Origin of the sequence: Gordonia aichiensis (assembly GCF_039946255.1) — a bacterium.
Lineage (GTDB): Bacteria > Actinomycetota > Actinomycetes > Mycobacteriales > Mycobacteriaceae > Gordonia > Gordonia aichiensis_A.
The window spans coordinates 22850-36321 of the sequence record NZ_JBCDWL010000004.1; the positions used below are offsets into that span (position 1 = coordinate 22850).

The following is a 13472-nucleotide window of genomic DNA, read 5'->3' on the forward strand; positions in this document are numbered from 1 at the left end:
CCGTCACACTTTCCATCAGTAGTGACTACCTTCACAAGGCGGATACCTTCGCGCCCCGCAGCCGGGGCCGGATGAACTTCATGGAAAGGCTGACGACGATGTCCTCGAGCGCAACACCGGTGTACCCCCCGTCCCCCGAATTCGCTGCCGGCGCCAACGCGACGGCGGAGCTGTACCGCCGCGCCGAGGCCGACCCGACCGAGTTCTGGGCCGAGCAGGGACGCCGCCTCGACTGGGACACCCCGTTCGAGTCGGTCCTGGACTGGTCGGATGCGCCCGTCGCGAAGTGGTTCGTCGGCGGCAAGCTGAACGTGACATACAACTGCGTCGACCGCCACGTCGTCGCGGGCAAGGGCGACCGGGTCGCGATCCACTGGGTCGGCGAGCCGGGCGACTCGCGCGACATCACCTACCGGCAGCTGCAGGACGAGGTCTCGCGCGCCGCCAACTACCTGGCGTCGATCGGCCTGCAGACCGGCGACCGTGTGGCGATCTACATGCCGATGGTCCCCGAGGCCATCGTCTCGATGCTCGCCTGCGCCCGCCTGGGCCTGACCCACTCGGTCGTCTTCGCCGGCTTCTCGGCCGCCGCGCTGCGTTCGCGCGTCGACGACGCCGAGGCGAAGGTGGTCATCACCACCGACGGCCAGTACCGACGCGGCAAGCCCGCACCGCTCAAGGAGGCCGTCGACGAGGCGCTCGGCTCCGGCGCCGACGCCGCGCCCTCGGTGGAGAAGGTGATCGTGGTCCGCCGCACCAACCACGACCCCGACCTGAACTGGGTCGCCGGCCGCGACGTGTGGTGGGACGACACCGTCGGTGAGGCCTCGCCGCATCACGAGCCGGAGGCCTTCGACGCCGAGCATCCGCTGTTCCTGCTGTACACCTCGGGCACCACCGGCAAGCCGAAGGGCATCGTCCACACCTCCGGCGGCTACCTCACCCAGGCCAGCTACACCTTCCACAACGTCTTCGACCACAAGGAGGGTCGCGACGTCTTCTGGTGCGGCGCCGACATCGGCTGGGTCACCGGCCACTCGTACCTCGTGTACGGCCCGCTCTCGAACGGCGCCACCGAGGTGATCTACGAGGGCACCCCGAACACGCCCGACGAGCACCGCCATTTCCAGGTGATCGAGAAGTACGGCGTCACCATCTACTACATCGCTCCCACGCTGATCCGCACGTTCATGAAGTGGGGCCGCGAGATCCCCGACGCCCACGACCTGTCGTCGCTGCGGCTGCTCGGCAGCGTCGGCGAGCCGATCAACCCGGAGGCCTGGCGCTGGTACCACGACGTGATCGGCCACGGGAAGTGCCCGATCGTCGACACGTGGTGGCAGACCGAGACCGGCGGCATCATGATCTCGCCGCTGCCCGGCGTCACCGCGACCAAGCCCGGCTCGGCGATGGCGCCCCTGCCCGGCATCAGTGCCAAGATCGTCGACGACAACGGCAACCCGGTCGCCGACGGCGAGCAGGGCTACCTGGTCCTGGACAAGCCGTGGCCGGGCATGCTGCGCGGCATCTGGGGCGACGAGGAGCGGTACAAGGAGACCTACTGGTCGCGGTTCGCCGAGCAGGGCTGGTACTTCGCCGGCGACGGCGCGCGCTACGACGAGGACCACGCCCTGTGGGTCCTCGGCCGCGTCGACGACGTGATGAACGTGTCGGGGCACCGCATCTCGACCTCGGAGGTCGAGTCGGCGCTGGTGTCGCACTCGTCGGTCGCCGAGGCCGCCGTCATCGGCGCCGCCGACGAGACCACCGGTCAGGGCATCGTCGCCTTCGTGATCCTGATGGAGGGCGCCGAGAACTCCGGCGACTCCCTCATCGCCGAGCTGCGCGAGCAGGTCTCGGTCGACATCTCGCCGATCGCCAAGCCGCGCGAGATCAACGTGGTGCCCGAACTGCCGAAGACGCGCTCGGGCAAGATCATGCGCCGCCTGCTCAAGGACGTCGCCGAGGGACGCGAGCTCGGCGACACCTCGACTCTGGTCGATCCGTCGGTCTTCGAGTCGATCCGCTCGCGCCGGGGCTGACCCCGATCACAGCCGCTCGAGCGATGCCGCCGCCGACCCGCCGGGTCGGCGGCGGCGTCACACTGCGGCACTCGACGTGGCAACATGAGACCGACCAACGATCTTCAAGGGAGTATTCGTGAGCGGTAATTCCGACACCTGGCCGAGCGAACCGAGCAGCGCTCCCCGCGTTCCGTCGATCCCGATGTCGGACGCGAACCTCGGGCCGGGCGGCGAACCGACGATCGGCAATCTGGTCAAGGACGCCACGGCGAGCGCCTCCACCCTGTTCCGCTCAGAGATCGCTCTGGCCAAGTCCGAGCTGGTCCGCGAGGCCAAGAAGGCCGGCGCGGGCAGCGGCCTGATGATCGTCGCCGGTGTCCTGCTGCTTTACGCGAGCCTGTTCTTCTTCGTCTTCCTCGGCTTCCTGCTGGACGTGTGGCTGCCGACGTGGGCGGCCTTCGGCATCGTCTTCCTGATCCTGCTGGTGATCGCGATCATCGCGATCATCGCAGGCTATGTGCTGTTCAAACGGTTGAAGGCACCGGAGAAGACCATCGAGTCGGTCAGCGAGCTGGCGACGGTGATCCCGGGCAGGCAGGAGCCGACCGGCGGCATGGCCCACCCGCAGATCCCGCCGGCCCGCGACCCGATGTCGCGCTGACCGCGCCGACAGACACACCAGATTGACCGGCCCTCCCCCGGATCCGACGCTCGTCCGCTTCGACGGACCGTGGCGGCACTTCGACGTCCGAGCCAACGGTCTGCGGTTCCACGCGGTGGAGACGCAGCGGTTCATCGCCGACCGTCCGCTGGTCCTGCTGCTGCACGGATTCGGCGAGTTCTGGTGGTCGTGGCGACACCAGCTGGCCGCCCTCAGCGCCGCCGGGTACCGGGCCGTCGCCGTCGACCTGCGCGGTTACGGCGACTCCGACAAGCCCCCGCGCGGCTACGACGGCTGGACGCTGGCCGGTGACACCTACGCTCTGATCCGGGCCCTCGGGCATTCGAGCGCCACACTCGTCGGGCACGCCGACGGCGGTCTGGTGTGCTGGGCGACCGCGACCCTGCACCCGACCGTCGTCGACCGGGTGGCGGTGCTCTCGTCCCCGCATCCGCGCGCACTGCGGCGCGGGGTCCTGTTCAACGCAGAGGAACGCGCGGCCTTCCTGCCGCCCTTCCTGCACAACCAGCTCCCCCGGATCGGGGAACGACGGCTCACCCGCGAGGACGGCGTCTTCGTCGAGGACTACTTCCGCGAGCGATCGGGGACGGCGTGGCGGCGGACCGACGACTTCGCCGAGGCCGTCTCCCGCAACCGGCTCGCGATCCAGATCCCCGGCGTCGCCCACTGCAGCCTGGAATACCGGCGCTGGGCGTTCCGCTCCCAGTTCCGCGCCGACGGCCGCCGTTTCATGGATCTGATGGACGCGCGGCTCGACATCCCCGTTCTGGGCGTGCGCGGCCGCGACGACGACTACATCCTCGACTCGCTGATGGTGCACAGCCGCCGGTGGGCCCGCGGGATGGACTATCGCACCGTCGCCGGCGCCGGCCACTTCGCGCACCAGGAGGCGCCCGACGAGGTGAACGACCTCATCCTGGAGCTGTTGGGCCGCTAGCTAAGTCGGGGCGCGGCTACTCGGACACGCACTGCGCCGTGCTCACTTCGGCGTTGTTCTGCTCCGACGCCGCCAGATCACGCTGGACCTGTTCGGCGGTGAGCACGAAGCCGGTGTCGTCGGTGGGGTCCTGCGCCGCCCCGAAGACCACCCCGAGCACCTCGCCGGACGGCGAGATCATCGGGCCGCCGGAGTTGCCCGAGCGGATGTCGCCGCGCACCGTGTACACCTGCCGGTCCACCTGCCGGGGGCTCTGGTAGATGTCCGGACCGTTCAGCTCCACGACGTTGCGCACGCGCAGCGGTGTCACCGTGAACGGCCCGTTCTCCGGGTAGCCCAGGGCGATGGCGTCATCGCCGGTCTGCGCCTGCTGCGAGGCGAACTTGAGCGCGGGCGCCCGCAGGCCCGGCACGTCGAGCACCGCGACGTCGTTGCGGGAGTTGAACCAGACGACGCTCGCCTGCAGTTCGCGGCCACCGACGGTGTGCACGCTGACGGTGTCGGTGCCCGCGACCACGTGCGCGTTGGTCATGACCCGTTCGGGTGAGACGACGAACCCGCTGCCCTCCAGTGCCTGCCCACAGCTGCGGGCGACCCCGGTGATCTTGACGACGCTGGGCCGCACCGACCGCACGGCGGGCTGGTCGGCGAGCGTCTGATCCGGCGATTGGACGTTGGCGACCCGAGCCTGACCGAAGGGGCCGATGACCTCCTTGAGACCCGAACTGTCGACGAGGGCGGTGAACTCGTCGGGCAGGTCTCGAACCCATTTCGGGGCCACCCGATCGACGGTCTGGATCACCGCGGACTGATCGATCGCATCGGCGATGCGCACCTGGTCGGAGCCGCGGAGCGGGAAGGCGAGCAGCCAGGCGGCGATGATGATCGCGATCGCCTGCAGCGCCGAACCCACCCACGAGTCGATCCGTCGCAGGACCGGCGAGCCGATGCTGCTGCGCGCCGCGCGCCCCAGGACCATGCCCGCGACCTCGCCGACCACCACCAACACCACGATCAGCATGATGCCGACCACCAGCCGCAGCCGCGGATCGTCGAACCGCGTGATCACCAGGGGCGCGAGCAGAATGCCCGCCACCGCACCCAGCACGACGCCGAAGAAGGCGAGGGCCGACGCGGCCGCCCCCTGGCGGTATCCGCTGAACGCCGCCAGCAGGGCGACGCCGAGGATCACCACATCGACCCACACCGATCCGCTCATCGATCTCCATTCACGTCAGCGGCGCGGCCGCTCGGCGGGTCCACGAATCCGGACACCTGACGACCACCGGTCTCGGCGATCATCTGCTCCAGCGGGCGGACGTCGTCGGTGTCCCAGGGGACGTCCCACCCGGCGGCTTCGCTGATCGCAGCGATCAGTCCGCCGGTGAATCCCCACACCAGCATGCCCTCGTACAGGAACGCCGGCCCCTTGTAGACGGTGGCGCCGACCAGGGTGCGACTGACCTGGAAACGGTTCCCCGGAGCGAGGAGTTCCCGCAGGTTCGCCCGCGTGACGCGCGCGGTCTCGCCGTGGTCGACCGCGTACACCGGACTGGGCCGGTCCCAGTGCGCGAGCACCGGGTGCACCTCGAACCCGGACGGCACGGGGAACGCGGGCAGGTTCGCGAGGATCGTGACGCCCTCGCTCGACAGCCCCGTCTCCTCGGCGGCCTCGCGCATCGCGGTGCCGACCGGGTAGTCGTCGCCCGGGTCGCGGGCGCCGCCGGGAAAGGCCACCTGCCCGCTGTGGGTGCGGAGTGTGGCGGCGCGCTCGGTGAGCAGGATGTCCGCGTCGGCGGGCAACCCGCCGGGCGAGGACGGATCGGGATCGAACGCCCCGGCCAGCAGCACCAGCACGGCCGCCGCCCGCTGGCCGCGCAGCGTCGCCGCCAGGCGGGCCCGACCGCCGCCCCGGTTCAGCACCTTCTCGTTGACGATCTGCGGGTCGTCGGTCACCGCACGCAGCCACGGCGGAATCTGATCGCGGGCCACCAGCGGCCCGACCGGCGTGCCCTTCGAGTGGTGGTTCACCGGCTGCCTCCCACGTCGACGCCGAGGTTCTCGCGCACCGCGGCGGCCAACTGGTCCGCAGAGGTGAAGATCTGCGGCAGCACCTTCGCGACGGTGCCGTCGGCGCGGATCAGCACGGTCGACGGGAAGATCCGCGGCGCGCCGATCGCCTTGGCGATCGCGCCGTCCGGGTCGGTGACGACCGGGAGGTGCACACCGACCTCCTGGAGGAACTTCAGGACGAAGTACGGCTTGTCGCCGCCCTCGCGCGCATGCACGGCCAGCACGTTCAGCCGGTCGCCCGCCTGCTTGGCGAACTCGTCGACCACCGGCAGTTCGTGCCGGCACGGCAGGCACCACACCGCCCACATGTTGATGACCAGCGACTTTCCCGCGGTGGCCGGCCCGAGGTCGACGGGTGCACCGGTGGCCATGCACGGCGCGCTCACGCCCGCCAGCACGGCGCCGGGGGCGACGGGACCGGAGCCCGCCGGGCAGGGCTGCAGGGCCGCTTCGGCTCGCGCCTTGGCCAACTCCGCGTCGGACACCTGCTGGTCGGTGATGCCCGACGTCGGCGCGCCGGCCGCCGGGCCGCCCGTCGGGTCGGCGGCGCCGTCGGAGCCGCCCCGGGGCCACAGGGCCACGATCAGCGCCACCGCGACCACGATGAACGCCAGCGTCGCCCGCGCAGCGGGCTCCTTCAGGAACTTCACTGCATCACTCCAGCCAATTCGAGCAGATGCTCGGTCTCCGGGCCCTTCACCAGGGCCGCGGCCTCATGCAGGTCGGTGGGCCCCGCACCGTACGAAGGGCAGTCCTTGGCCAGAATGCACACTCCGCACGCGGGTTTGCGGGCGTGACAGATCCGTCGGCCGTGGAAGATGATCCGATGCGACAGGTCGGTCCGATCCCGCTTCTCGAACAGTTCTCCGACGGCCCGCTCCACCTTCACCGGATCGGTCTCGTCGGTCCACTCCCAGCGGCGCACCAGTCGCCCGAAGTGCGTGTCGACGGTCAGTCCCGGCACCCCGAAGGCGTTTCCCAGGACGACGTTGGCGGTCTTGCGCCCGAACCCCGGCAGGGTCACCAGGTCGTCGAGCCTGCCCGGGACCTCGCCGCCGTAGCGTGCCACCAGCGCCTGTCCGAGTCCGATGATCGAGTTGGCCTTGTTGCGGTAGAAGCCGGTCGATCTGATCAACTCCTCCAACTCGGTGCGGTCGGCCTCGGCGTAGGCGCGGGCGTCCGGGTATCGGGCGAACAAGGCGGGTGTCACCTGGTTGACGCGGACGTCGGTGCACTGCGCCGACAGGATCGTCGCCACCGACAATTCCAGCGGCGTGGTGAAGTCCAATTCGCAGTAGACGTGCGGGAAGGCCACCTGCAGGGATCTGTTCATCCGCCGCGCACGCCTGACCAGGCCCAGCCGGGTCTCCTCCTTGCGTCTGCTCACAACTGTCCAGGTTAGCCGTCGCGCCGGCGGCGCCCCGCCCCGGCGAGGCCGTCCGACCACGAATCCGCAGGTCACAACTCGGTGACGACGGCCCTCCGGGTTGGTGGCCGCCGCCCGCCGCGGTGTTAACTGTTTCCTATGCAAGGATTGGCCGGGCTGCTGTTTCCCGCTGTGCTCATGTTGTTCGCACTCGCGATGGAAAGGGTTCAGAACGGGCTCGACCGACTCTCGGTCGGCCCCACTCACGTCGAGGAGTTCCTCGAATCCGCCGACGCCACCGACGTCGACAACCTTGCCAAGGACGGGCTTCCGGCCGCGCTCGACGAACTGCGCAGCCGCCGCAGCAAGCCCGCGCCCGCCGAACCGGCCGCCGCCGAATGCGCGGACGCCGGACAGACGCGCGCTTCCTGACCGGTTTGAATCCGACGTCGTATCGGCCGAGCGACCCACAGACCGACCCCGCCGACATGTACGACGCGCGGTAGTTGTCTACTAATGCGTACAGTGACCAACCCAACATCTATGATTTTTCACGTAGTGTTTGTCACTGGACGCGGCGAAATGTATCGAGAGAGGCTCTTTAGGTGGAAGAAGTACTAGCACGGGCAGGCATTTTTCAAGGTGTCGAACCCACTGCCGTCGCTGCTCTTGCAAAGGAACTTCAGCCGGTCGAGTTTCCGCGTGGCCATGTGATCTTCCACGAGGGCGAGCCCGGCGATCGGCTCTACATCATTCTCTCCGGCAAGGTGAAGCTCGGCCGCCGTTCCCCGGACGGCCGCGAGAACCTGCTGACGATCATGGGCCCGTCCGACATGTTCGGCGAGCTGTCCATCTTCGACCCGGGCCCGCGCACCTCGTCGGCGACCACCGTCACCGAGGTCCGCGCCGTCACCATGGACCGTGACGCCCTGCGCAAGTGGATCAAGGACCGCCCGGAGATCGCCGAGCAGTTGTTGCGCGTGCTGGCCCGTCGCCTGCGCCGCACCAACAACAACCTCGCCGACCTGATCTTCACCGACGTCCCCGGCCGCGTCGCCAAGCAGCTGCTGCAGCTGGCACAGCGGTTCGGCACGCAGGAGGGCGGCGCGCTGCGCGTCACCCACGACCTGACGCAGGAGGAGATCGCCCAGCTCGTCGGCGCCTCGCGCGAGACCGTCAACAAGGCGCTGGCCGACTTCGCCCAGCGCGGCTGGCTGCGACTGGAGGGCAAGAGCGTCCTGATCGCCGACTCCGAGCGACTGGCGCGCCGCGCCCGCTGAGCATTCCGCGAGCATCACTGCAGACGACGAACTCCGAAGGCCGACCAGCCCTCGGAGTTCTTCGTCTGTACCGACCGTCGGCGGCGGGTGCGACTACCGCCCGCGCAGGTACGCCAGCTGCGTCTTGACCGACATCTTGGCCGCGGGCCACAGCTTCTCGTCGACGTCGGCGTAGACCATTCGCACCACCTGCATCGGTTTCGCCTTGGCCGCAGACACTCCCAGCCGGTCGAGGGCGTCGACGATCTGCGCCAATCGCTCCTCGCGGTGCGCCTTGTAATAGCGCGCGACCGGCTCCAACGTCGGATGATCGGGGCCGTGGCCCGGGAGCAGGGTCGCGTCGGCGGCCTCCACGATGAGCCGGTTGAGTGAATGGAAGTAGTCGGTCAGCGAGCCGTCGAGCGGGTCGAGGACCGTGGTGCCGAAACCGAGGATGGTGTCGGCCGTGAGGATGGCCCGGCTGCCCTCCCATTCGACGAGGAAGCTGGTCGAGTCCGCGGTGTGCCCGGGCGTGTGCAGGACCGTGATCTTGAGCCCGGCCGCCTCGATGACCTCGCGGTCGCGCAGGCGGGGAGCCCGCACCGAGTACTTCGCCGAGTACGCACGCTGCGGGGCGCCGGTGAGCTTGCGCATCTTCTTGCACGCACCGACGTGGTCGTGATGTCGATGGCTGATGAGCACCAGCTCGACCTCCCCCGCCGCCGCCACGACCGCCCGCACGTGCTTGCCGTGCTTGACCGGTCCCGGGTCGACCACCACCGCGCTCGGCGAGCCCGGCGCGCGCAGAATCCACGTGTTGGTGCCGTCGAGTTCGAACGAACCCGGATTGTCACACAGCAGGACCGAGGCGAACGGGGTCACCGGGCGCAGCACCCCGTACGCCGGGTGCGTCGGGACGGAGTCGTTCGCCGGGCTCGGCGTCAGTGCATCGGAAGACATTCTCCAAGCCTACCGAGCGGTCGGTCACACTCGTGGACGGTCAGGAGACCAGCGGCGCCAGGAACTTCGTCGCGTACGCGCGGATGGCCTCGACGTCGCCGATGTCGAGCCGGGTGGTGCGCACCTGAACCAGGGACAGCGCCACCCGCACCAGGTGCTCGGCGACCAGTGCGAGATCGTCGGCGGGCATGGTGGCGCCGGCGCGACGCAGAGTGCTCGCGACGGTGGCGCCGGAGGCCTCCAAGAACTCGGCGGCACCGCGGGTCGTCCGCCCGACCAGGACGTCGGTCAGCTCCGGCTCCTCCAGGAGCAGCCGGCCCACCAGCGGGTCGTCGGCGACGGTGCGGGTGTACTCGACGAAGGCCTCGACCACCGCTTCGTGCGGCGCGAGCCCCCGGACCGCCACCGCCAGCCGTTTGAGCGTGTCGAGGGCGATCGTCTCCCCGACCTTCGCCAGCAGGACGTCCTTGTTGGGAAAGCGCCGATACAGGGTGCTGCGCGAGACGCCGGCCGCGCGTGCGACGGAATCCATGTTGGCGCGCCGCACGCCGACCTCGGCGAACTCGCGGCGCGCCGCCGCCAGAATCACCGTCTCCTGCTCCGCAGGCGCCGTCGAGGTCCGCAGGCGTCGCACCGTCGTCATCGCAGCACCGTCATCGCAGCACCGTCGTCATCGCCGGCGTCACTTCACCTGGACGACGATCTCCACCTCGACCGGGACGCCCAGCGGAAGCTCGGCCACGCCGACGGCCGAGCGCGCGTGCACGCCGGCGTCACCGAAGATCTCGCCGAACAGGTCGGAGGCGCCGTTGATGACACCGGACTGCCCGTTGAAACCGGGTGCCGAAGCGACGAAGCCGACGACCTTGACCACGCGGACGATCGAATCGATGCCGACCTCCGCATGCACCGCGGCCAACGCGTTGAGCGCGCACAGGCGGGCGGCGGCGGTGGCCTGCTCGGGGGTCACGATCCCCTCGGCACCCACCGCGACCTTGCCGGAGAGGCTCACCTTCCCGTCGACCACCGGAATCTGGCCGGAGGTGTAGACGAGGTCGCCCACGCGCAGCGCCGGCGTGTAGCTGCCGACGGGCGGCACCACCGCGGGCAGTTCGATGCCCAGTTCGGCCAGCCGCGCCGACCACGAAGCCGTCACCGGATCAGGCCTTCGCGCGCTTGAGGTACGCCACGTGCTGCTCGCCGGTCGGACCGGGCAGGACGCTCACCAGCTCCCAGCCGTCGGCTCCCCACTGATCGAGGATCTGCTTGGTCGCGTGCGTGAGCAGCGGAACTGTGACGTATTCCCAGGCGGTGACTTCACTCATGGTGCCAACCTTATCGGTTATCTGCGGACCCGCGAGAGGTGGTCGATAAGGTGAGCGACGTGGTCAACGATGTTCACAACGACGAGGCGGCCGACGCCGCCCCCGCGGTCGGCCCCGGGGAGTGGCCGGCGCGGGCGCGCGAGGCGAAGCTGCATTTCGTGTCCGGCAAGGGAGGCACCGGGAAGACGACCGTCGCCGCCGCCCTGGCGCTGACCCTCGCCTCCCGCGGCAAAACGGTCCTGCTGGTGGAATGCGAAGAGCGGCAAGGCATCGCGCAACTCTTCGACGTTCCGCCGCTGCCGCCGACCGACACCCAGCTGGTAGCGATGGACGGCGGCGGATCGGTGTGGGCGCTGGCCCTGCAGATCGAGCACGCGCTGCTGGAGTACCTGGACATGTTCTACAACCTGGGCTTCGCCGGGCGGGCCATCAAGAAGGTCGGCGCCATCGACTTCGTGACGACGGTGGCGCCCGGACTCAAAGACGTGCTGGTGACGGGCAAGATCAAGGAACGCGTCATCGCCACCGACAAGAAGGGCGCGCGCCTCTACGACGCGATCGTCGTCGACTCCCCGCCCACCGGACGCATCGGGAACTTCCTGGATGTGACCTCCGCGATGCGCGACCTCGCCAAGAGCGGCCCCATCCGCAATCAGTCCGAAGGGGTTGCGACGCTTCTCCATTCGCCCGACACGATGGTGCACCTGTGCACGCTGCTCGAGGCGATGCCGGTGCAGGAGACGATCGAGGCGGTCGCCGAACTGACCGCGAAGGACCTCCACATCGGCGCCGTCGTCATCAATCGGGCCAACCCGCCGTACCTGCCCGAGGACGAGACCGACGCCATCGCCGAGGGGCGCATCGACTCCGAGCGCATCGAGAAGAGCCTCGCCGACGTCGGCGTGCGGCTGTCCGACGACGACCTCGCCGGCCTGCTGACCGAGACCATCGACTACGCCGCGCGCCTGCAGGCGCAGCACATCGCCCGCGCCGAGCTCGACGACGTCGCCGCGGCCCAGGTGGAGCTGCCGACGGTGGAGAACGGCGTCGACCTCGGCGCCCTGTACGAACTGTCGGCCGTTCTGAAGAAGGCGGGAGCCTAGCCATGCCGGATCTGAAGATGGGTTCGGTGCTGGCCGATCCCGCCACCCGCGTGGTGGTGTGCTGCGGTTCCGGCGGCGTCGGCAAGACCACCACCGCCGCCGCGATGGCCTTGCATGCGGCCGAACGGGGCCGCAAGGTCGCGGTCCTGACGATCGACCCGGCGCGCCGGCTGGCTCAGTCGCTGGGCATGAACGAGCTGACCAACGAGCCGCAGCCGGTGCCGCTCGAGACCGTCGACGGCACGTCTCCCGGCACCCTCGACGCGATGATGCTCGACATGCGACGCACCTTCGACGACATGGTGATCGAGCATTCGACACCCGAACGCGCCGACGCCATCATGAACAACAGTTTCTATCAAACGGTCGCGTCCTCGTTCTCGGGCACGCAGGAGTACATGGCGATGGAGAAGCTGAGTCGGCTCCTGGACGAGGACCGCTGGGATCTGATCATCGTCGACACCCCGCCGTCCCGGAACGCGCTGGACTTCCTCGACGCGCCGCAGCGGCTCGGCTCGTTCCTGTCGGGACGCCTGATGAAGATGCTGGTCGGCGGCGGTCGCGGAGTCGGTCGCGTGGTGACCGGCGCGATGAGCATGGCGATGCGCGGCATCTCCACCATCATCGGCGGCGACATCCTGCGCGACGTCGCGACCTTCGTCCAATCACTCGACTCGATGTTCGGCGGTTTCCAGGAACGCGCCAACCGCACCTACGAGTTGCTCAAGCAGCCGGGCACCGAGTTCGTCGTCATCGCCGCCCCCGAGCCCGACGCCCTGCGCGAGGCCTCATTCTTCGTCGAGCGGCTGTCGAAGGATTCGATGCCGCTGTCGGGCCTGATCGTCAACCGCACCCACCCCACGCTGACCGCACTGTCGGCCGCTGCGGCCGAGACGGCCTTGGCCACCGTCGACGACGACCTCACGCGCGGGGTCCTGAAGGTCCACGTGGAACGCGCCGCGACCGCCAAGCGCGAAGTCCGCCTGCTACAGCGCTTCACGTCGTCGCATCCGAGCGTCCCGCTGGTCGGGGTGCCCGCGTTGCCCTTCGAAGTAGCCGACGCGAAGGCCCTGCGGGCCGTCGCCGAGCAGATCACCAGCCGAGGCTGAACCCGACACGTTCGGTCCGGCCTCCGCCGGGCCGAACGTGGAACCCCCCGATGAGAGCGACCGGCTCGGCGGCTGCCGACCCGGTCGCGGTCAGTTCTGGCTGCGCACGGCGCCGAGGCGCTGGCGTCGGCGCTGCGCCTCGAAGAACGAGGCCCAGGACGTGACCTCGGGATGCTGGCGGAGCAGCGCGCGCCGCTGCCGTTCGGTCATTCCACCCCACACACCGAATTCGACACGGTTGTCGAGGGCGTCGGCCCCGCACTCGAGCTGCACCGGACAGTGCCGGCAGATCGTCGCGGCCTTCCGCTGTGCGGCCCCCCGGACGAACAGGTCGTCGGGGTCGCCCCCGCGGCAGCGTGCCTGAGAGACCCAAGCCAGTCGAGCCTCTGAGTCAACGGTGGACATCGGCGCCAGAGTCATTGTGCGATCCCGCCTTTCACAAACCCATCGACATGCATCCGGTTGCGATGCATGCATAAGATCCCGCTGTGAGCAGTTCCTACCAACGAGTCACTCTGTTAGGTAACTCACGTCTCCAATCTATTGAGGCTGCCGATACAGCGCAAGTCGGTCGGTTATGGTGCCCGGTCCGCCGTCGATCGCGAAACACGTTGGCGCAGGTCGCTTCGCCGGA

16 protein-coding genes are annotated in these 13472 nt (G+C 69.3%); 7 read left to right on the plus strand and 9 right to left on the minus strand.

All coding sequences use genetic code 11. The annotated features are described in order from the left end of the window. Positions 1-98 precede the first annotated feature (98 nt). The 3 genes from acs (at position 99) to AAFO60_RS06505 (ending at position 3643) form a co-directional block, all read left to right on the plus strand. Positions 99-2042, plus strand: coding sequence for an acetate--CoA ligase (gene acs, locus AAFO60_RS06495; protein ID WP_347955359.1), 1944 nt, complete (start codon positions 99-101; stop codon positions 2040-2042). A gap of 184 nt (positions 2043-2226) precedes the next feature. Beyond that, positions 2227-2685, plus strand: coding sequence for a phage holin family protein (locus tag AAFO60_RS06500; RefSeq protein WP_347955554.1), 459 nt, complete (start codon positions 2227-2229; stop codon positions 2683-2685). Positions 2686-2707: 22 nt separating this feature from the next. Next, the gene (locus tag AAFO60_RS06505) at positions 2708-3643 is read left to right on the plus strand and encodes an alpha/beta fold hydrolase (protein ID WP_347955360.1); all 936 of its coding nucleotides are present in this window, start codon (positions 2708-2710) and stop codon (positions 3641-3643) included. A gap of 16 nt (positions 3644-3659) precedes the next feature. On the opposite strand, the gene AAFO60_RS06510 is transcribed toward AAFO60_RS06505, so the two are convergent. Genes AAFO60_RS06510 through nth form a run of 4 tightly spaced genes read right to left on the minus strand, consistent with a single transcriptional unit; the run spans position 3660 to position 7049 of the window. Further along, positions 3660-4862 carry a MarP family serine protease gene (locus tag AAFO60_RS06510; RefSeq protein WP_347955361.1) on the minus strand — a complete coding sequence of 401 codons (1203 nt, stop codon included), beginning with the start codon at positions 4860-4862 and terminating at the stop codon, positions 3660-3662. Then, the gene (locus AAFO60_RS06515) at positions 4859-5674 is read right to left on the minus strand and encodes an NUDIX hydrolase (RefSeq protein ID WP_347955362.1); all 816 of its coding nucleotides are present in this window, start codon (positions 5672-5674) and stop codon (positions 4859-4861) included. The genes AAFO60_RS06510 and AAFO60_RS06515 overlap by 4 nt, the downstream gene beginning before the upstream one ends. After that, a complete protein-coding gene (locus AAFO60_RS06520; protein WP_347955363.1) occupies positions 5671-6366 on the minus strand; it encodes a TlpA disulfide reductase family protein in 696 nt (231 codons plus the stop codon). Before AAFO60_RS06520 ends, AAFO60_RS06515 begins: the two co-directional genes overlap by 4 nt. After that, positions 6363-7049 (minus strand): endonuclease III, encoded by a 687-nt coding sequence (gene nth / locus AAFO60_RS06525; protein WP_347955555.1) that lies wholly within the window; start codon positions 7047-7049, stop codon positions 6363-6365. Before nth ends, AAFO60_RS06520 begins: the two co-directional genes overlap by 4 nt. Before the next feature lie 231 nt (positions 7050-7280). On the opposite strand from nth, the gene AAFO60_RS06530 reads away from it, so the two are divergent. Together AAFO60_RS06530 and AAFO60_RS06535 are read left to right on the plus strand one after the other, a co-directional pair. Then, the gene (locus AAFO60_RS06530) at positions 7281-7514 is read left to right on the plus strand and encodes a hypothetical protein (RefSeq protein WP_432211694.1); all 234 of its coding nucleotides are present in this window, start codon (positions 7281-7283) and stop codon (positions 7512-7514) included. 173 nt (positions 7515-7687) lie between these two features. Then, a complete protein-coding gene (locus AAFO60_RS06535) occupies positions 7688-8362 on the plus strand; it encodes a Crp/Fnr family transcriptional regulator (protein WP_006897367.1) in 675 nt (224 codons plus the stop codon). A 93-nt stretch (positions 8363-8455) separates the two neighbouring features. Here AAFO60_RS06535 and AAFO60_RS06540 read toward each other — a convergent pair whose 3' ends face one another. From AAFO60_RS06540 to AAFO60_RS06555, 4 genes are read right to left on the minus strand one after another with little or no spacing between them, the layout of a single operon-like run. Continuing rightward, entirely contained in the window at positions 8456-9301 is an 846-nt protein-coding gene (locus AAFO60_RS06540) for an MBL fold metallo-hydrolase (protein ID WP_347955365.1), read from the minus strand. Between the two features lie 40 nt (positions 9302-9341). Further along, a complete protein-coding gene (locus tag AAFO60_RS06545) occupies positions 9342-9944 on the minus strand; it encodes a TetR/AcrR family transcriptional regulator (protein ID WP_347955366.1) in 603 nt (200 codons plus the stop codon). A gap of 39 nt (positions 9945-9983) precedes the next feature. Next, positions 9984-10457: a RidA family protein gene (locus tag AAFO60_RS06550; protein WP_347955367.1), complete on the minus strand. Its 474-nt coding sequence runs from the start codon at positions 10455-10457 to the stop codon at positions 9984-9986. Between the two features lie 4 nt (positions 10458-10461). Continuing rightward, on the minus strand, positions 10462-10626 hold the full coding sequence (locus AAFO60_RS06555) for a DUF4177 domain-containing protein (protein ID WP_347955368.1): 165 nt from the start codon (positions 10624-10626) through the stop codon (positions 10462-10464). Between the two features lie 59 nt (positions 10627-10685). Between AAFO60_RS06555 and AAFO60_RS06560 the strand changes: the two genes are divergently transcribed. Continuing rightward, positions 10686-11729 carry an ArsA-related P-loop ATPase gene (locus tag AAFO60_RS06560; protein WP_347955369.1) on the plus strand — a complete coding sequence of 348 codons (1044 nt, stop codon included), beginning with the start codon at positions 10686-10688 and terminating at the stop codon, positions 11727-11729. Positions 11730-11731: 2 nt separating this feature from the next. Continuing rightward, a complete protein-coding gene (locus AAFO60_RS06565) occupies positions 11732-12838 on the plus strand; it encodes an ArsA family ATPase (RefSeq protein WP_347955370.1) in 1107 nt (368 codons plus the stop codon). 90 nt (positions 12839-12928) lie between these two features. Here the strand turns inward: AAFO60_RS06565 and AAFO60_RS06570 are convergent, their stop codons facing one another. Further along, positions 12929-13258, minus strand: a complete 330-nt coding sequence (locus tag AAFO60_RS06570; RefSeq protein ID WP_347955371.1) for a WhiB family transcriptional regulator — start codon at positions 13256-13258, stop codon at positions 12929-12931. Between the last annotated feature and the right edge of the window lie 214 nt (positions 13259-13472).

Coding starts and splice junctions, on each gene's coding strand:
- acs (WP_347955359.1), top strand. CDS start 99: ATGTCCTCGAGCGCAACACCGGTGTACCCCCCGTCCCCCGAATTCGCT.
- AAFO60_RS06500 (WP_347955554.1), top strand. CDS start 2,227: ATGTCGGACGCGAACCTCGGGCCGGGCGGCGAACCGACGATCGGCAAT.
- AAFO60_RS06510 (WP_347955361.1), bottom strand. CDS start 4,862: ATGAGCGGATCGGTGTGGGTCGATGTGGTGATCCTCGGCGTCGCCCTG.
- nth (WP_347955555.1), bottom strand. CDS start 7,049: ATGAACAGATCCCTGCAGGTGGCCTTCCCGCACGTCTACTGCGAATTG.
- AAFO60_RS06530 (WP_432211694.1), top strand. CDS start 7,281: ATGTTGTTCGCACTCGCGATGGAAAGGGTTCAGAACGGGCTCGACCGA.
- AAFO60_RS06540 (WP_347955365.1), bottom strand. CDS start 9,301: ATGTCTTCCGATGCACTGACGCCGAGCCCGGCGAACGACTCCGTCCCG.
- AAFO60_RS06545 (WP_347955366.1), bottom strand. CDS start 9,944: ATGACGACGGTGCGACGCCTGCGGACCTCGACGGCGCCTGCGGAGCAG.
- AAFO60_RS06555 (WP_347955368.1), bottom strand. CDS start 10,626: ATGAGTGAAGTCACCGCCTGGGAATACGTCACAGTTCCGCTGCTCACG.
- AAFO60_RS06565 (WP_347955370.1), top strand. CDS start 11,732: ATGCCGGATCTGAAGATGGGTTCGGTGCTGGCCGATCCCGCCACCCGC.
- AAFO60_RS06570 (WP_347955371.1), bottom strand. CDS start 13,258: ATGACTCTGGCGCCGATGTCCACCGTTGACTCAGAGGCTCGACTGGCT.